General features: G+C 67.6%; 15 protein-coding genes. 4 read left to right on the top strand and 11 right to left on the bottom strand.

The annotated features are described in order from the left end of the window. The first annotated feature begins 32 nt into the window (after positions 1-32). Positions 33-947, top strand: coding sequence for a LysR family transcriptional regulator (locus ABUE11_RS00940; RefSeq protein WP_367067105.1), 915 nt, complete (start codon positions 33-35; stop codon positions 945-947). Positions 948-1,192: 245 nt separating this feature from the next. On the opposite strand, the gene ABUE11_RS00935 is transcribed toward ABUE11_RS00940, so the two are convergent. From ABUE11_RS00935 to ABUE11_RS00920, 4 genes are all read right to left on the bottom strand, one after another. Further along, on the bottom strand, positions 1,193-1,570 hold the full coding sequence (locus ABUE11_RS00935) for a PaaI family thioesterase (RefSeq protein WP_367068868.1): 378 nt from the start codon (positions 1,568-1,570) through the stop codon (positions 1,193-1,195). Between the two features lie 103 nt (positions 1,571-1,673). Beyond that, complete coding sequence (locus ABUE11_RS00930; RefSeq protein WP_367067104.1) at positions 1,674-2,831, bottom strand: acyl-CoA dehydrogenase family protein; 1,158 nt, start codon at positions 2,829-2,831, stop codon at positions 1,674-1,676. Positions 2,832-2,852: 21 nt separating this feature from the next. Beyond that, positions 2,853-4,061: a thiolase gene (locus tag ABUE11_RS00925; RefSeq protein WP_367067103.1), complete on the bottom strand. Its 1,209-nt coding sequence runs from the start codon at positions 4,059-4,061 to the stop codon at positions 2,853-2,855. Beyond that, positions 4,058-4,441 carry an OB-fold domain-containing protein gene (locus ABUE11_RS00920; RefSeq protein WP_367067102.1) on the bottom strand — a complete coding sequence of 128 codons (384 nt, stop codon included), beginning with the start codon at positions 4,439-4,441 and terminating at the stop codon, positions 4,058-4,060. Before ABUE11_RS00920 ends, ABUE11_RS00925 begins: the two co-directional genes overlap by 4 nt. A 242-nt stretch (positions 4,442-4,683) precedes the next feature. On the opposite strand from ABUE11_RS00920, the gene ABUE11_RS00915 reads away from it, so the two are divergent. Both ABUE11_RS00915 and drt2 read left to right on the top strand, forming a co-directional pair. Further along, positions 4,684-5,907 (top strand): ABC transporter substrate-binding protein, encoded by a 1,224-nt coding sequence (locus ABUE11_RS00915; RefSeq protein ID WP_367067101.1) that lies wholly within the window; start codon positions 4,684-4,686, stop codon positions 5,905-5,907. Between the two features lie 298 nt (positions 5,908-6,205). Continuing rightward, complete coding sequence (gene drt2 / locus ABUE11_RS00910; RefSeq protein ID WP_367067100.1) at positions 6,206-7,489, top strand: antiviral reverse transcriptase Drt2; 1,284 nt, start codon at positions 6,206-6,208, stop codon at positions 7,487-7,489. Between the two features lie 224 nt (positions 7,490-7,713). Here the strand turns inward: drt2 and ABUE11_RS00905 are convergent, their stop codons facing one another. From ABUE11_RS00905 to ABUE11_RS00875, 7 genes are all read right to left on the bottom strand, one after another. Beyond that, complete coding sequence (locus ABUE11_RS00905; RefSeq protein WP_367067099.1) at positions 7,714-8,697, bottom strand: tripartite tricarboxylate transporter substrate binding protein; 984 nt, start codon at positions 8,695-8,697, stop codon at positions 7,714-7,716. Between the two features lie 70 nt (positions 8,698-8,767). After that, a complete protein-coding gene (locus ABUE11_RS00900; RefSeq protein WP_367067098.1) occupies positions 8,768-9,748 on the bottom strand; it encodes a tripartite tricarboxylate transporter substrate binding protein in 981 nt (326 codons plus the stop codon). A 112-nt stretch (positions 9,749-9,860) separates the two neighbouring features. Next, positions 9,861-11,069, bottom strand: a complete 1,209-nt coding sequence (locus ABUE11_RS00895; RefSeq protein ID WP_367067097.1) for an acetyl-CoA C-acetyltransferase — start codon at positions 11,067-11,069, stop codon at positions 9,861-9,863. A gap of 298 nt (positions 11,070-11,367) precedes the next feature. Continuing rightward, positions 11,368-12,657 (bottom strand): acetyl-CoA hydrolase/transferase C-terminal domain-containing protein, encoded by a 1,290-nt coding sequence (locus ABUE11_RS00890; protein ID WP_367067096.1) that lies wholly within the window; start codon positions 12,655-12,657, stop codon positions 11,368-11,370. A gap of 12 nt (positions 12,658-12,669) precedes the next feature. Further along, entirely contained in the window at positions 12,670-13,467 is a 798-nt protein-coding gene (locus tag ABUE11_RS00885; RefSeq protein WP_367067095.1) for an enoyl-CoA hydratase/isomerase family protein, read from the bottom strand. Positions 13,468-13,603: 136 nt separating this feature from the next. After that, complete coding sequence (locus tag ABUE11_RS00880) at positions 13,604-14,497, bottom strand: MaoC/PaaZ C-terminal domain-containing protein (protein ID WP_367067094.1); 894 nt, start codon at positions 14,495-14,497, stop codon at positions 13,604-13,606. Between the two features lie 136 nt (positions 14,498-14,633). Continuing rightward, positions 14,634-15,551 carry an SDR family NAD(P)-dependent oxidoreductase gene (locus ABUE11_RS00875; protein ID WP_367067093.1) on the bottom strand — a complete coding sequence of 306 codons (918 nt, stop codon included), beginning with the start codon at positions 15,549-15,551 and terminating at the stop codon, positions 14,634-14,636. A 191-nt stretch (positions 15,552-15,742) separates the two neighbouring features. Here ABUE11_RS00875 and ABUE11_RS00870 point away from each other — a divergent pair, with 191 nt between their 5' ends. Further along, positions 15,743-16,636 carry a MaoC family dehydratase N-terminal domain-containing protein gene (locus ABUE11_RS00870; protein WP_367067092.1) on the top strand — a complete coding sequence of 298 codons (894 nt, stop codon included), beginning with the start codon at positions 15,743-15,745 and terminating at the stop codon, positions 16,634-16,636. Positions 16,637-16,703: the final 67 nt, after the last annotated feature.

Genomic DNA, 16,703 nt, shown 5'->3' with positions numbered 1-16,703 from the left:
AGGCGTTCGCCGCGCTTTCTACAATGCCCGCCATGGCCATGCATTTCGATCTTGTGGACCTGCGCCTCATGGTGCACATCGCCGACGCCAACAGCATGACGCGCGGTGCCGAGCTGTCCTTCATCTCCCTGCCCGCCGCGAGCACGCGCATCAAGAACCTGGAGGAGAGCATAGGCACCAAGCTGCTCTACCGCACCAGCCAGGGTGTGACGCTGACGCCACCGGGCCAGGCCTTTGTGACCCATGCACGCATGGTGCTGGGCCAGATCGAACATCTGCGCGGCGACATGCAGGAATATGTGCGCGGCATCAAGGGCCATGTTCGCGTGTTTGCCAACACCACTTCGCTCGGCGAGTTCCTGCCGCCGGTGCTGCGCCACTTTCTGCGCAGCAATCCGGACGTGAACATCGACCTGCGCGAGCGCCCCTCGCACGACATCGTGCGTGCCGTGACCGAGGGCCAGACAGACATCGGCATAGTCGCCGGCCTGGTGCGCACCGAGAACCTGGAGACCCTGCCCTACCGGCGCGACCGCCTGGTGCTGGTGGTGCCGCAGGGCCATGCGCTGGCCGGACAGATGCAGATCGCCTTTGCCGACACGCTGGAGCTCGACCACGTGGGCCTGCATGAATCGACCGCCATCCACAGCTTTTTGCGCCAGGCCAGCGACCAACTGCACCGCCCGATCAAGCAGCGCATCCAGGTGGGCAACTTCGAGACGGCCTGCCGCATGATCGAGGCCGGCGTGGGCGTGGGCGTGCTGCCCGAGTCCGCCGCCAGCCGCCACGCCCAGACCATGGACATCGCCATCGTGCCGCTGTCCGACGCCTGGTCGGTGCGCGAGATGCAGATCTGCGTGCGCAGCCTCGACGCCCTGCCCAGCTTCGCGCAGGAGCTGGTGCAGATGCTGGTGGACGATGCGCAGGGACGGCTGGCGCTGGCCTGACGCTCCTTTAAATATAGCTATCTGCGCTTGATGGATAAGCGCTACAGGCTTTTTTGGCTTCAATCACGGATCAGGTGCCTGAATTTGTCGAGCCGCCTCGGCAAGGCCTCCGTCATCCCCGCGCATGCGGGGATCCAACGCGGTGACGAAGCCACGGCCTGGGTGGCACCTGGATCCCCGCATGCGCGGGGATGACGGGGCGGGGGCTGTCCAACCGGTGGCGTCGCTTGCGTCGCGCATGCTCCTCACTCGCGCGAGTCCCAGGTCGTGGGCGCGAGCCAGTATTTGAACGTGCCGCTGGCCGTGGCCACCACCTGGCCCTGCGCGTCGCGCAGCTCGGCGGCGCAGCTGCACAGGCTGCGGCTGCCATGCACCACCCAGCCCTCGGCCAGCAGCGCGCCGCGCGCGGGGCGGTGAAAGCGGCTGGACATCTCCACCGTCACCGCGGTCTGCGAGGGCGCGCCCGGCTGCAGCGCACAGGCGCGCGACATGACGGAATCGAGCAGCGCCATGATCACGCCACCATGCGCGGCGGGCAGCTGGTTGAGCAGCTCGGGGCGCAGCTCGGGCAGGCGCACCCACACCTTGCCTTCGGGCGCCGGCACCTGGGCCGCGCCCATCATGCGCAGAAAGGCGCTGCGCTCCTGGGGCTGTTGCGACGCGCTCACTGGACTACCCTCCGCGCTGCGCGCTGCGGGATTCGCACTTGGGAGCGGCCCGGCGTGCTCATGCGTCGCGGGCCTCGCGGATCATGTTGCGCGCAATGATGATCTGCTGGATCTGCGTCGTGCCCTCGTACAGCCGGAACAGCCGCACGTCGCGGTAGTAGCGCTCTATGCCGTATTCGGCCATGTAGCCCGCGCCGCCCAGGATCTGCACCGCGCGATCGGCCACACGGCCGCACATCTCGGTGGCGAACATCTTGGCGCAGGAGGCCTCGGTGGACACCGGCAGGCCATCGTCGCGCCGGCGCGCGGCGTCCAGCGTCATGCACTCGGCCGCGTAGAGCTCGGCCTGGCTGTCGGCCAGCATGGCCTGCACCAGCTGGAACTCGCAGATCGGCTGGCCGAACTGCTTGCGCTCCAGCGCATACGCCAGCGCGTCGCGCAGGATGCGCTTGGCCACGCCCACGGCCACGGCAGCGATGTGGATGCGGCCCTTCTCCAGCACCTTCATCGCGGTCTTGAAGCCCTTGCCTTCCTTCAGACCGATCAGGTTGGCCGCGGGCACCTTGACGTTATCGAAGATCACGTCGCAGGTGTGCGCGCCCTTCTGGCCCATCTTGACGTCGTACTTGCCGAAGCTGATGCCGGGGCTTTTCGCATCGACGATGAACGAGGACACGCCGCCCGCGCCCTTGTTCTGCGGATTGGTGCGCGCCATCAGCGTGAACATGCCGGCGTGCGGCGCGTTGGTGATGAAGCGCTTGGTGCCGTTGACGACGTAGTGGTCGCCATCCTTGACGGCCGTGGTGCGCAGCGAGGCTGCGTCCGACCCGGCCTCGGGCTCGGTGAGCGCAAACGAGGCAATCACCTCGCCCGTGGCCAGCTTGGGCAGCCACTGGGCCTGCTGCTCGGGCGTGCCGTCGATCAAAATGCCCTGCGAGCCTATGCCCACCGTCGTGCCTATCACCGAGCGGAACGCGGGCGCGGTCTGGCACAGCTCGAGCAGCACGCGGCATTCCTCCTCCATCGTCAGCTCCAGGCCGCCGAACTTCTCGGGGATGGTCATGCCGAACAGGCCGAGCTCGCGCATCTCCTGCACGATCGCCTCGGGGATCTCGTCGGTCTCGGCCACCTCGTTTTCGGCGGGCACGAGGCGCTCGCGCACGAAGCGGCGCACGCTGTCGAGCAGGGCTTCCAGAATTTCAGGGTCGCGGATCATGATCGATGCTCCTTTCGCTCTTCAGAGGGTGTCAAACGTGCCGAGGATGGCCGTGGACTGGCTCGACAGCGTACCGCCATTGCCATGCACCACGGCCGTGCGGTGTATTGGCAGCTGGCGCGCACCGGCCTCGCCGCGCAACTGGCGCACGGCCTCGATGAGCGCGAAGATGCCGTACATGCCCGGGTGCACGCAGGACAAGCCGCCGCCATTGGTGTTGACGGCCAGGCGCCCGCCGGGCGCGATGCCGCCGTCCTGCACGAAGGCGCCGCCCTCGCCCTTGGCGCAGAAGCCCAGGTCCTCCAGGAACAGGATGGTGTTGATGGTGAAGGCGTCATAGACCTGGGCCATGTCCATGTCGGCGGCCCGCATGCCAGCCATGGCGAAGGCCTGGGCGCCGGACTGCGCGGCCGCCGTGGTCGTCAGGTCGGGCATGCACGAGATCTGCCGGTGCCAGACCGCCGTGGCATTGCCCAGCACATAGACAGGGGGGCGCGGCAGATCGCGCGCGCGCTCGGCACGCGTGAGCACGATGGCGCCGCCACCGTCGGTCACCAGGCAGCAGTCGCGCACCGTGAGCGGGCTGGCGATGGGGCGCGCGGCCAGCACCTCGTCGATGCTGAGCGGGTCGCGCATGAAGGCCTCGGGGTTCTTCTGCGCCCAGGCGCGCGCGGCCACGGCCACCTCGGCCAGCTGCCGGCGCGTGGTGCCGAATTCGTGCATGTGGCGCGCCGCGGCCAGCGCGTAGGCCGTGACGGGCAGCACCGGCTCGTACGGAAACTCATAGGGCTGGGGGTCGAGAAAGCGCCGCGCGGCAATGCTTTCCTTGCGGCCAAAGGTGGCGCTGCGCTGGGCGCTGCCGTAGCACACCAGCACGGCCTTGCACTGCCCGGCCTCGAGCGCGCGGATCGCGGGCAGCAGGTGGGCGATGAAGCTCGAACCGCCGATCATCGTGCCGTCCACATAGGTCGGGTTGATGCCCAGATGCTCGATCACCGGCATGGGCCACATGCTCGCGTTGACGCTGCAGGTGGCCAGGCCGTCGATGTCCTGCATGGTGAGGCCCGCGTCGGCGACGGCCGCCTGCGCGGCGCGCACCAAGAGCGTCATGTCGTCCATGCCGGGCGCCTCGCCGCAGCCATAGGTGGCGGCGCCGGCAATGGCCACGCGGCCACGCAGGCCGCGGTTCACGGCGGCGGCGTCCAGATGCGATGGGGGGATGCGGCTCATGCGGCACCTCCCTGCGCGACGGGCGTGAACAGCACCAGGCCGCGCCCGTCCTTCTGGCCGACATGGGCCTGCACGCGCAGGCCAATGGTCACGGCCTCGGGCACCAGGCCCTCGACACGGCTCATCATGCGCACGCCCTCGTCGAGGTCGATCAGCGCCACGTTGTGGTTGCCACCCGCGTCCTGCTTGCGCGCAATGGTGCTCGTGGAATAGACCGTGCCCAGGCCGCTCGCGCGCACCCAGCGCAGGCCGCCGGCGCCGCAATGCGGGCACAGCTCGCGCGGGGCGAATACATGCCGCTCACAGGCGGGGCACTGCTGTATGCAGAAGCGGCCGGCATCGAGCTCGGCCTGGTAGTGGGTTTGGGCGCTCATTTGCATGAAGTGACGACCGGGCGAACCCCGGCATGTGAATGCAATTGCCCGCAGCATGCCCGCAGTGGCGGCGCGCTTCAATTCGGCAATTTGAAAGGGCGGCTTTCGCGGCGCCGCCGCGCAATGCCATGGCGCGGGATTTCCCGGCTTTCGCACAGCCGAACACCTTGTTTCGCAATCACGTAGCAAAGCCCGGCCGCCCATCCCTAGCATGCGGCGCTGATCGTCCATCAACAACCGGAGACAACATGCCGCACCGCCATCACCCGCTCTTTCTCTCGTGCCTGCTGGCCTGTGGCCTCGGGGCCGGCCTTGGCGCGCAGGCGCAAAAAATATCCGACGACGTGGTGCGCATAGGCGTGCTGTCCGACATGTCGGGCCTGTACGCCGACACCGCAGGGCGTGGCTCGCTGGAGTCGGCCAGGATGGCGGTGGAGGATTTCGGCGGTAGCGTGCTGGGCAAGAAGATAGAGGTCGTCTGGGCAGACCACCAGAACAAGGCCGACGTGGGCGCCACCCATGCACGCACCTGGTTCGACCGCGACGGCGTGGACCTGATCATCAACCTCAACAACACCGCCGTCGCCGTGGCCGTGAACAACCTGGCGCGCGAGCGCAGCAAGCTGGTGATGAACACCGGCGGCGCCTCCGACATTCTGACCAACGAGCATTGCGCGCCCACCGCCATCCACTACACCTACGACAGCTACGCGCTGGCCAAGGGCGCGGCCGACGGCATCCTCGCCCAGGGCAAGAAGGACTGGTTCATCCTGGGCGTGGACTACGCCTTCGGCAAGGCCATGGCGGCCAACCTGACCGAGTTCGTGCAGGCCGGCGGCGGCAGGATCGTGGGCAGCACCTTCCACCCGCTCAACGCCAGCGACTTCTCATCCTTCCTGCTGCAGGCCCAGGGATCGAAGGCGCCGGTGATCGCTCTGGCCAACGCCACCTCGGACACCGTCAACGCCATCAAGGCGGCCAACGAGTTCGGCATCACCAAGAGCCAGACCATCGTGCCCAGCCTCATGTTCATCAACGACATCCACGCGCTGGGCCTCAAGCACGGCCAGGGCATGGTGTTCACCACAGGCTTTTACTGGGACCGCAACGACGAAACCCGTGCCTGGGCGCGGCGCTTCTTCGGCAAGATGAAGAAGATGCCATCCATGATCCAGGCAGGCGACTACTCCGCCGTCACGCAGTACCTCAAGGCCGTGCAGGCCGCGGGCACCGACGATGCGCAGGCCGTGGTCAAGCAGCTGCAGGGCATGAAACTGTCGGACATGTTTGCGCAGAACGGCCGGCTGCGCGAGGACGGGCGCATGGTGCACGACATGTTCCTGGTGCAAGTGAAGAAGCCGGCCGAATCGAACTACCCCTGGGACTACTACAAGGTGCTGACAACCATTTCGGGCGACCAGGCGTTCAAGCCGCTGTCGAAGAGCACTTGCAAGTACTTGAAGGTCGGCTGATCTCGCAATAGCAAGCCCGCGCTACCATGTTAACCTTGCATCGCCTCAACAAAATTGTGTTGAGGGTATGTCACAGGATGTCAAGCCACCCGGCCATGCCGATCCAACTTGACCACTGCACTTGGAATCTCAGCCTCATGGTTGTCTCCAGGTAACTGTACGACATTGTTAACACGCGTGGCTACGCGGCCCTGTGTCGCAAGATGGTGATGAGTTGTCACTCGGTTAAGCCGGGGAGGGTGGTGAAGATTGCCACGGTCTTATCCCTCCCCGGTTTTGCTACCAAGCCCTACTTTGCATGCAGGACAAGCCAACCTGGTTTCGGCAACGCCGTTATTTGCACTTCGACGAGCCGTTGAACTTTCAGAAGGCTACGACCTTGGTCACGAATCCGGAAGCTGTGGCAGCGCACTCTTTCTGGCCCCTGATCCGGTTCCAGATTCATACCACCAAGATCAAGCAAGACAAGACCACCGGACAGCTTGATTGCCATCCTAAGGACCGCGAGATTTCATATGCGGCGCATGGCGATTCGCTGATCTTCAGCTTTTATGCAGAAGCTCTGAGCAAGCTGTACGAGGCAGTACTCGGGCAGCAAGGACTGGGTGACTGCGTCCTCGCGTTTCGCTCACTGGGAAAGAACAATATTGACTTTGCGAAAGCCGCTTTCGACGAGATCAGCGCGCGCGGAGACTGCGTGGCAGTCGCGCTGGATGTCACGAAGTTCTTTGACAATATTGATCACGCGCAGCTCAAGCAACGATGGATGCGCTTGCTGAACACCTCGTCCCTTCCGCGGGACCACTACGCTGTCTTCAAGGCGCTGACTAAGTTCTCATTCGTTGACCGCAATGACTGCTTCGCGGCACTTGGTGTGTCCGTGCACAACCCCCGAGGCGGCGGAAGACATCGCCTCTGCAGCCCTGCCGACTTCAAGCAGGACGTTCGCGCAGCTGGGCTCGTCAAGGTCAACCAGCACAAATGCGGCATTCCGCAAGGAACCCCGATCAGCGCCCTGCTCTCCAATATTTACATGCTCGACTTTGACGCAGCCGCGCACGGCTTCGCCAAGAGGCAAGGCGGTCTGTACATGAGGTACTGCGATGACATCCTCTTCATCATGCCCACGAGCCTGGCAGAGAAAACTAAGAAGTTCTGCATCGCCGAAGTAGGCAAGCTCAAGTTGACCATCAATCCAGCAAAAACCGACACCTGCTCCTTCGTCAAGAAGGGGGCAGCCCAAGCCTGCAATCAGCCCCTACAGTACCTGGGGTTCCTCTTTGATGGCAAGCGGATCCTCATTCGTTCGGCCGCATTCGCCAAGTTCTCGAACCGCATGAAGCGCGGCGTAAGCCTAGCTAAGCAGACGATGCGCAGCAGAAACAAGGCAAAGAACGCCAAGGGCGCCTACGAGCGGCAGCTGTACCAACGAAAGATCCTTGCCAGGTACTCCCATCTGGGCAAACGGAACTTCCTGAGATACGGCTACACGGCTGCACAGATGATGAACTCCAAGGAGATCCGAAGGCAACTGCGCCCACTCTGGGGGCGGTTGCAGACGGCCATCGCGAAGGAGCGGTAAACGATGGCTTGAAGTGGTGGGTCCTCATAGCTGACATTGGCCCGCACCCTGCTGGCCGAATGTCGACTTTGATACCAAGGGGTTGACGGACTTCAATCGCTGCCGAGCTGCCTGTCACACTCGTGGGCTAAACGTCTGCAATGGGTCAATAGCAGGTGGCAGAGCTACTGCTCCAGCCCCTGCAATCAACCCAACCGCACAGCGATCAGCAATCGGAGCACCTCTCACCCCGTCGTAATCCCCGCCGTCTTGATCACCCTGGCCCATTTGGCAATCTCGGCGCGCAGGAAGTCGCGCATCTCCTGCTGCGTTCCGGGCGCGGCCTCGGCGCCGGCGTCGAGCAGGCGCTGGCGCACGGCCGGGTCCTTGAAGGCCGTGTTGAAGTCGGCGTTGATCCTGTCCAGCACGGCCTGGGGCGTCCTGGCCGGTGCGAACAGCGCCGTCCAGGAATAGGCCTCGTAGCCGGGCAGGCCGGCCTCGGCGGCGCTGGGCACATCGGGCAGCATGGCCGAGCGCTTCTTGCTGGCCACGGCCAGCACCTTGACGCGGCCGGCCTTGATCTGCGGCAGCGCCGTGGGCGCGTCGCTGAACATGATCTGCACCTGGCCGCCGAGCAGATCGTTCATGGCCGGCGCGCTGCCCTTGTAGGGCACATGCTGCAGCTTGGTGCCGGCCTCCATGTTGAACAGCTCACCCGCCAGGTGCGTGCCGCCGCCGTTGCCCGATGAGGCGTAGCTCAAGGTGCTGCCGGGCTTCTTGGCCAGGGCGATCAGCTCCTGCACGGTATTGGCCGGCACCGAGGGGTGGACCACGATGAACACCGGGAACATGGCGGCGAAGCTGATGGGTGCGAAATCCTTCTCGATGTCGTAGGGCAGATTGCCCATGAGCGTGGGGTTGACCGAGTGATGAATGGCGCCCATGAACAGGGTGTAGCCGTCGGGCGCCTCGCGCGCCGCGGCCTGGGCGCCGACCACGCCGCCGGCGCCGGCGCGGTTGTCGATGACGGTGGGCGTGTTCCAGATCTCGCCCAGTTTCTGACCTGCGGCGCGCGCCGTGGTGTCCACGGGGCCGCCGGGCGGAAAGGGCACGATGAAGCGCACGGGCTTGCTCGGCCAGGCGTCGGCTGCCAGGGCAGCCAGGGGCTGGGCGGCCGCGGCCAGCAGGCCGCCTGCGACGATTTGGCGGCGGGTGGGGTGGATGGTCATGGGATGTCTCCTTGTGAAAGCGAGGAGGTTCGTGGGCCGCGTGAACCGCACCACGATGCGCCTGGGCTGCTCAATCCACGGCGATGCCGTGCGTCACCGTGGCCCACATGGCGCGCTCCTTGGCGGCGCGCTCGGCCAGGGTCTGGGGGCTGCCGGTCCACTCGTCGTAGCCCAGCTCCTTGTAGCGCTTTTTCAACTCGGGCTGGGCCAGCGCGGCATTCACGGCCTTGTTGAGCTTGGCCACGAGTTCGGGCGCCATGCCCTTGGGGCCGTAGATGCCGTACCAGCCGCCCACGTCGAAGCCCTGCAGGCCGTCTATGCCCGATTCGGCAAAGGTCGGCACATCGGGCAGTGCGGCATTGCGCTGCGGCGAGGTCACGGCCAGCGGGCGCACCTTGCCCGCGTGGGCGTAGTTGCTCGCGGTGCTGATGATGTCCAGCATCATGTTGAGCTGGCCGCCGATCACATCCGTCATGGCCGGCGCGTTGCCCTTGTAGGGGATGTGGTTCATCTCTATGCCGCTGCGCTGCGCGAACAGCAGCGCGCCCAGGTGGTTGGATGCGCCCACGCCGGCCGAGCCATAGGCCAGCTTGCGCGGGTTGGCCTTGGCGTAGGCGACGAGCTCCTTCAGGTCTTTGTACGGCTCGTTGTTGTTGACCACGAGCAGGTTGTAGTAGCTGAGGATGGGCGCCACCGGTGCCAGGTCCTTGGCCGGGTCGAACGGCATCTTGCTCATCACGTTGGGGCTGATGGTGATGGTGGGGCTGGCGGCATACCACAGCGTCAGGCCGTCGGGCTTGGCGCGCACGACCTCGCTGCCGGCAATGGTGGCGTTGGCGCCGGTCTTGTTCTCCACCATCACGCTGGTATTGAGCTCCTTGGCCAGGGCCTGGCCGAACAGGCGCGCGGCCTGGTCCACGGGGCCACCCGCGGCATAGCCGACGATGAGGCGCAAGGGTTGGCCGTCCTGGGCGGCGACGGGGGCCGAGGCCAGAGGTGCCAGGGCCAGGGCGGCCAGGGCGGCCAGCGAAAGGCGGCGCGAAGCGGTCATGCGATGTCTCCTGTGATTGAGTGATTGGCGCGGCGCATGGTGCGCGCCCGGCCGCGGCATGTGAATCTGCATTTGCCTAACCCGGGGTTCAGTCCTCGTTAGGCATGCACGCTCACACGCGCTCGAACACCGCAGCAATCCCCTGCCCGCCGCCTATGCACATGGTCTCGAGGCCGTAGCGGCCACGCCTGCGCTCGAGCTCGTGCAAGAGCGTGGCCAGGATGCGCACGCCCGTGGCGCCGATCGGGTGGCCGAGCGAGATGCCCGAGCCGTTGACGTTGAGCTTGTGCTCTATGGCCGCCTGGTCCTGCCAGCCCCAGCCCTTGAGCACGGCGAGCACCTGGCAGGCGAAGGCCTCGTTGAGCTCGACCAGGTCCATGTCGTCGAGCGTGAGGTTCAGGCGCGCCAGCAGCTTCTGCGTGGCCGGCACCGGGCCTATGCCCATGTGCGAGGGCTCGCAGCCCGCGGCGGCCCAGCCGACCAGCGTGGCTATGGGGGTCAGGCCCAGCTCGGCGAGCCTGTCCTCGGCGACGATGAGGCAGGCGGCGCTCGCATCGTTTTGCTGGCTGGCGTTCCCGGCCGTCACGGTGCCGTTTGGCATCAAGACGCGCAGCTTCGCGAGGCTCTCGGGCGTGGCGTCGGCACGAAAGCCCTCGTCCCGGGCAAAGGTGATGGGCTCGCCCTTGCGCTGCGGCACCTGCACGGGCACGACCTCGTCGGCAAAGCGGCCCGCGGCCCAGGCGGCCGCGGCCTTCTGGTGGCTGCGCAGGGCGTAGGCGTCGGCCTGCTCGCGCGTGATGGCGTAATCGCGCGCGAGGTTTTCGGCCGTCTCGATCATGCCGCTGATCTTGCCGAAGCGCTCCACGGGCTGCGAGCGCTCGCGCCCGCGGTCGAGCCGGTCATAGAAGCGCACGTTGCCCGAGCGCGCGCCCCAGCGCATGTCGGTGCTGTAGTACTCGATGTTGCTCATGCTCTCGACGCCGCCGGCAATCACCACGTCGGCCGCGCCGCTCTGCACCATCATCGCGGCCGTGGCCACGGCCTGCAGCCCACCGCCGCAGCGCCGGTCGAGCTGCATGCCCGGCACCGCCACCGGCAGGCCCGCCTGCAGCGCGGCCCAGCGGCCCACGCAGGGCGTCTCGCTGCTCGCGTAGGACTGGGCGAACACCACGTCGTCGATGCGCGTGGGGTCTATGCCGCTTCGCTCGACCACGGCACGCACCGTGGTGGCCGCGAGCTCTTCGACGGGCACGGGACGCAGGCTGCCGCCGAAGGTGCCGACGGCGGTGCGGACGGGGGTGACGATGGCGGCTCGGCGCATGGTGGGTCTCCTTGGGGTTTGATAAGAGAAATGGCTCTATCGCTTATGCATCAAGCGCAAGCAGCTATCAATTTGATTGTTTGAAACGACTTCTGCCGATGCCTCGCCCTCCGTCATCCCCGCGCAGGCGGGGATCCACGGCAGCGACGAATCGACGGCATGGGTAGCACCTGGATCCCCGCTTTCGCGGGGATGACCGCTCGCGACACACGGTATGTCTGTGGCGCCTGCCTGGATCCCCGCCTGCGCGGGGATGACGGTTGGTGTTCATTCTCAGAATCTGCGGCACACGCCACCTTCATGACAACACCGCGCCACAGCGGCGCAGCAGCGCATGCGCCTGGCGCTCGAGGTCTTCGCGGTGCTCGGGCGCGGCGATGTCGATCAGCCGGCGCACGCGGCGCGAGAGGGTCTGGCCGCGCAGGTCGGCCACGCCATGCTCGGTGACGATGAGGCCGGCGTCCGCGCGCGGCGTGCTCACGGGGCCGGACAGCTGCGCGACGATGCGGCTTGCGCCCTTGGCCGTGGCCGGCAGCGCGACGATGGGCAGGCCGCCGCGGCTGCGGGCCGCGCCGCGCAGAAAGTCCATGGCACCGCCCACGGCGCCCACGTAGCCGCCGGCGGCCACCTCGGCGTTGATCTGGCCCGTCAGGTCGACCTCGATGGCGGCGTTGATCGCGGCGAGCTTGTGGCTTGCGGCCAGCACCTCGGGGTGGTGCGTGTAGTTGGTGGCGCGCAGCTCGATCTGCGGGTTGCGGTGCGCCCAGCGGCGCAGGCGCTCGCCGCCCATGAGGATGCCGGCCACGCCCACGCCAGGGTCGATGCTCTTTTTCGCGTTGGTCAGCACGCCGGCCTCGGCCAATGCCGCTATGCCGTCGCCCACGGCGCCGCTGTGCAGGCCCAGGTCGCGGTGGCCATGCATGGCGGCCAGCACGGCCTCGGGCAGATTGCCCACGCCGAGCTGCAGCGTGGCGCCGTCCTCGATCAGGCCGGCAATGTGGTGCGCAATCGCCTGCTCGGCCGCGCCGCCCGCGCCGCGGCCGGGCTCGAGCGGCGGGTGTTCGGCATCGACGAGCAGCGCGAAGTCCGACGCCCTGAGGCAGGGGCCGCTATGGGTCCAGGGCACGGCGGGGTTGACCTCGGCGATCACCACGCGCGCGCGGCGCAGCACGGCGGGCAGGTATTCCTGCGCCATGCCCCAGCTGTGGCGGCCCTGGGCGTCGGCGGGCGATACCTGCAGCAGCAGCACATCGGCGGGCAGCCGGCCACTCTCTATGAGCCCGGGCAGGTGCGAGTAGTGGCTGGGCACGATGTCGAGCACCCCCGCGGCCGCCAGTGCCCGGTGCGCGCCGCCCGCGGCATAGCCGAAGAAGTCGAACACATCGGCCTGCGCGGGCTGCAGGGTGTCGGAGCCCGCCATGCCCACGAACACGCCGAGCCGCCCGCCGCGCGCGAGCGCATGGCGGTGCGCTACGACGGCGCGCGTGAGCGTCAGCGGCTCGGCCTGGGCCTGGCCCCACCACAGGGTATCGCCGGGGCGGATCAGCTGCTGCAGGCGCTCGGCCAGGGTAGCGTTGTCAGGGTTCATCGCGACCAGCCCTCATGCCGGCCTATCCCAATCGAAGCGCAGCGGCTCCTTGTTCTTGAAGCGCTGAATTGCCTCCTGGTGGTAGGGCGAGCTGCGGCACAGGCTCTGGCCGTAGGACTCGAGCTCGGCGATGGTGCGCGCGTCGCTCTCGAAGGACTGGTTCATGATGGTCTTGGCCATGCCGATGGCGGCCGTGGACGCATCGCCAAAGCGCCTTGCCAGCGCCTGCGCGGCCTCGGTCAGCGCGGTGCCGTCCTCCACGATGTCGCAGACCATGCCAAGCCGGCGCGCCTCCTCGGCGTCCAGGGTGCGCGCGGTGAAGACCAGTTCCTTGGCCTTCTGCAGGCCCACGATGCGCGGCAGCAGGTGCAGCGCGCCCAGGTCGGGGATCAGGCCGATGCGGCCGAACACGGCGCAGAACCGGGCACGGCGCGTGGCGAGCACGAAGTCCGCCGCCAGCGCCAGGCTCAGGCCCGCGCCGAAGGCCGGACCGTCGACGGCGGCGATCACGGGCTTTTCCATGTTCACGAGCTCGGGGAACCACTGGTGCAGCGCGCGCATGCCGTCGCGAAAGGTCAGGCCCTGGCGCGCCGGGTCGAGCATGGCCGAGATGTCGCCGCCCGAGCAGAACGCGCCGCCCGCGCCCGTGAGGATGACGGCGTGCACGGCCTTGTCGTCGCGCATCTGCGTGACGGCGGCGGCCAGGGCCGGCCGCATGGCCTGGCCGAGCGCGTTGCGCGCCTCGGGGCGGTTCAGGGTGATGGTGCCTATGCCGTCCTGCACGGCGGTCAATACGGGGGCGTCTTGCATGCGGTCTCCTGGTATGGACTCCCTCGCCCCCCCTGGGGGAGAGGGTGGGGGTGAGGGGGTGGTTTGGGCGCAATGCCGATGGCATGCCCCCTCCCCCCAGCCCTCTCCCGCACGCGGGAGAGGGAGTGGAAGCGGTTCAGGCCAACTCGGCGTAGCCGTGGCTCAGCACCAGCTTGTCGCGCACGGCCACGCGCGCGCGCAGCTGGTATTGGCCGTCCTGGCCGGGCACGCGCCAGATCTCGGTGACCAGGGTCTCGCCCGGGTAGACCGGCGCGGCAAAGCGGATATCGAGCGCCTTGAGCCGCGCCGCATCGCCGCCCGCGCATTGGCGCAGGAGCGCATGGGCCACGAGGCCATAGCTCGCCAGGCCGTGCAATATGGGGCGCTCGAAGCCCGCCTTGCGCGCCACCTCAGGGTCGGCGTGCAGCGGGTTGTAGTCGCCCATCAGGCGGTAGAGCAGCGCGGCCTCGGGGCGTATCGCCTGGCTGTCGCTGAAGTCCGGCGCGCGATCCTGCGGCGTGGGCGCCAGCGCCGGCAACGGCTCGTCGCTCGGCTGTCCGTCACCCTGCTGGCTGTAGCCGCCGTCGCCGCGCAGAAAGGTCACCTGCTGCATGGTGGCCAGGGGCTCGCCGGCCTCGGTCTCCAGGCGCCGCTCGGCAATCAGGATGGCACCCTTGTCCGCGCCCTTGTCCGTGAGGTGGGTGATGCGGCTTTTGCCGACCACGGCGCAGTCGGCCGGCAACGGCCTGTGCCAGCGCACGCGCTGCTCGCCGTGCAGCAGGCGCACCCAGTCGATGCCCGTGTCCGGCTCGCGCGCCCAGAAGCCCGGGTAGCCGAGCACCACGGCCAGCGTGGGCAGGGCGCGCAGGCCGCCCGGCATGCCCTCATAGACAAAGGGCAGCGCCGCGGCGGCGAGCGGGTCGTTGCCCAGGCCCAGGCTCAGCGCGTAGAGCATGGTGTCGCGCTCGGTGTAATGCTGGTGCACGGGCGCGAAGACCCGGTTCTTCAGGTGGTGGTAGTCGATGGCCATGGGCTTGTCCTTTGAGATGCCGCACCGCCCCCCCCCCCCGCGTCATTCCGGCGCAAGCCGGAATCCAGAGGAGGGGGCCTGGACCCCGGCGTTCGCCGGGGTGACGGTATTCATTTTTCTGCGGTCGTGAGGTTGGTCAGACGGGGTCCCATGAGAAGACGTCGCCCGAGCGCTCCATGGGCACGAAGCTGCTTTTCAGCGCCGGCATGCCATGCTCGGCGATGTACTCGGGCGTCCAGCCCTCGCTCCTGTGCACCGAGCGCACGGGGCGCGGCTGGCTCATCAGGAAGATCTCGTTGTTGCGCACGGCGAAGACCTGGGCGTTCACGTCCTTGGCCGCGTCCGACAGCAGGTAGACCGCCAGCGGTGCGATCTTGTTGGGCGTCATCTGCTGGATCTTGGCCACGCGCGCCTGCTGCTCTGGCGTGTCGGTGGGAATCGAGCCGATCATGCGGCTCCAGGCAAAGGGCGCGATGCAGTTGGAGCGCACGCCAAACTTCTGCATGTCGAGGGCAATGCTCTTGGACAGCGCGACCAGCCCGAGCTTGGCCGCGCTGTAGTTGGCCTGGCCGAAGTTGCCGATCAGGCCCGAGGTCGAGGTCATGTGCACGAAGGCGCCGCTCGCCTGCTCCTTGAAGTGGTTGGCCGCCGCGCGCGCCATGTAGTAGCTGCCGTAGAGGTGTACCTTGACCACGGCGTCCCACTCGTCCAGGCTCATCTTGTGGAAGAACCGGTCGCGCAGGATGCCGGCGTTGTTCACCACGCCGTCGATGCGGCCAAAGCTGTCCACCGCGCATTGCACGATGCGCGCGGCGGCAGCGGCCTCGGCCACGCTGTCGGTGTTGGCCACGGCCTGGCCGCCCGCGGCCTTGATCTCCTCGACCACCTTCTGCGCTGGGCCGGTGTCCGTTCCCTCGCCGCTGGTCGAGGTGCCGATGTCGTTGACCACCACCCTGGCGCCCGCCGCGGCCAGCGCCAGCGCCATGTCGCGCCCTATGCCGCCGCCGGCTCCCGTGACCACCACCACCTTGTCCTGCACCATCTTCTGCGCCATGTTCGTCGTCCTATGGGTTCGTTGTCGATCAGCGCGCAAGCATGAACGCAAAGGCCGGCGCGCGCCATTTCGCAATCGCTAGGCCGGGCTTTGGCTGCGTGAAAGCGCACCCGCATCAGGGTGGGGCTTCATGGGCGCGGAAGGCACGGTTTCACAAACGTGGATTGCACGGCCGCCCATCCGCCGCGACCATGGCGGCCATGACGGATACCACCATAGACGCCACCGAGCTGGCCCATCTGCAGACCTGGCAGGGCAGGAGCGAGACCTTGAGCGACAGCCTCGTGCCCGCGCCGGTACACGCCCTGGCGGCCACGCTCGACCGTGACGACCCGCCGCCCGCAGCCGGCATGGAGCTGCCGCCGGCCTGGCATTGGATGTACTTTGCGCCGCATGCGCGCGCCAGCGACATCGGGCCCGACGGCCACCCCAAGCGCGGCGGCTTTCTGCCGCCCGTGCCGCTGCCGCGGCGCATGTGGGCGGGCGCGCGCCTGGCCTGGCAGGCGGACAACCCGCTGCGCGTGGGCCAGCAGGTCGAGCGGCGCTCCACCATCCGCTCGGTCACGCACAAGGCGGGGCGCACGGGCGAGTTGATGTTCGTGCTGGTCGAGCACCAGTACCACAACGCCGAGGGCCTGGCGCTCACCGAGGAGCACGACATCGTCTACCGCGCAGAGCCCACGCCGGGCGCGCCGGCACCGGCGCCGCAGCAGCCGCCGCTGGCCGGCCAGGCGGCCTGGTCGCGCCGCATCACGCCCGACCCGGTGCTGCTGTTTCGCTACTCGGCCCTGACCTTCAACGGCCACCGCATCCACTACGACCGCAAGTACGTGACCGAGGTCGAGGGCTATGCGGGCCTGGTCGTGCATGGGCCCTTGATCGCCACGCTGCTGCTGGAGCTGCTGCGGCGCGAGCGGCCCCAGGCGCGGCTCGCGCGCTTTGACTTTCGCGCGGTGCGGCCTACGACCGACCTGCATCCTTTCTCCGTGCACGGCAGGCCCGATGCCGACGGCCGCACCGTGCACCTGTGGGCGCAGGACCACGAGGGCGCGCTCACCATGCAGGCCACGGCCGTGCTGGCCTGAATCACTATTCATTCAATAGCTACCAGCGCTTGATGGACGGGCGCTGGAGGCCAAAAACACTTGAAAG

The sequence above is a fragment of the Oryzisolibacter sp. LB2S genome, assembly GCF_040732315.1.
In the GTDB taxonomy this organism is placed as follows: Bacteria; Pseudomonadota; Gammaproteobacteria; order Burkholderiales; family Burkholderiaceae_C; genus Alicycliphilus; species Alicycliphilus soli.
Note: the sequence above shows the minus strand (reverse complement) of the source record. Positions and strands in the feature narration are given on the sequence as shown.

Coding starts and splice junctions, on each gene's coding strand:
- ABUE11_RS00920 (WP_367067102.1), bottom strand. CDS start 4,441: ATGCAAATGAGCGCCCAAACCCACTACCAGGCCGAGCTCGATGCCGGC.
- ABUE11_RS00930 (WP_367067104.1), bottom strand. CDS start 2,831: ATGATCCGCGACCCTGAAATTCTGGAAGCCCTGCTCGACAGCGTGCGC.
- ABUE11_RS00915 (WP_367067101.1), top strand. CDS start 4,684: ATGCCGCACCGCCATCACCCGCTCTTTCTCTCGTGCCTGCTGGCCTGT.
- ABUE11_RS00935 (WP_367068868.1), bottom strand. CDS start 1,570: ATGATGGGCGCGGCCCAGGTGCCGGCGCCCGAAGGCAAGGTGTGGGTG.
- ABUE11_RS00895 (WP_367067097.1), bottom strand. CDS start 11,069: ATGCGCCGAGCCGCCATCGTCACCCCCGTCCGCACCGCCGTCGGCACC.
- ABUE11_RS00880 (WP_367067094.1), bottom strand. CDS start 14,497: ATGGCCATCGACTACCACCACCTGAAGAACCGGGTCTTCGCGCCCGTG.
- ABUE11_RS00900 (WP_367067098.1), bottom strand. CDS start 9,748: ATGACCGCTTCGCGCCGCCTTTCGCTGGCCGCCCTGGCCGCCCTGGCC.
- ABUE11_RS00940 (WP_367067105.1), top strand. CDS start 33: ATGGCCATGCATTTCGATCTTGTGGACCTGCGCCTCATGGTGCACATC.
- ABUE11_RS00875 (WP_367067093.1), bottom strand. CDS start 15,551: ATGGCGCAGAAGATGGTGCAGGACAAGGTGGTGGTGGTCACGGGAGCC.
- ABUE11_RS00870 (WP_367067092.1), top strand. CDS start 15,743: ATGGCGGCCATGACGGATACCACCATAGACGCCACCGAGCTGGCCCAT.
- ABUE11_RS00885 (WP_367067095.1), bottom strand. CDS start 13,467: ATGCAAGACGCCCCCGTATTGACCGCCGTGCAGGACGGCATAGGCACC.
- ABUE11_RS00890 (WP_367067096.1), bottom strand. CDS start 12,657: ATGAACCCTGACAACGCTACCCTGGCCGAGCGCCTGCAGCAGCTGATC.
- drt2 (WP_367067100.1), top strand. CDS start 6,206: ATGCAGGACAAGCCAACCTGGTTTCGGCAACGCCGTTATTTGCACTTC.
- ABUE11_RS00925 (WP_367067103.1), bottom strand. CDS start 4,061: ATGAGCCGCATCCCCCCATCGCATCTGGACGCCGCCGCCGTGAACCGC.
- ABUE11_RS00905 (WP_367067099.1), bottom strand. CDS start 8,697: ATGACCATCCACCCCACCCGCCGCCAAATCGTCGCAGGCGGCCTGCTG.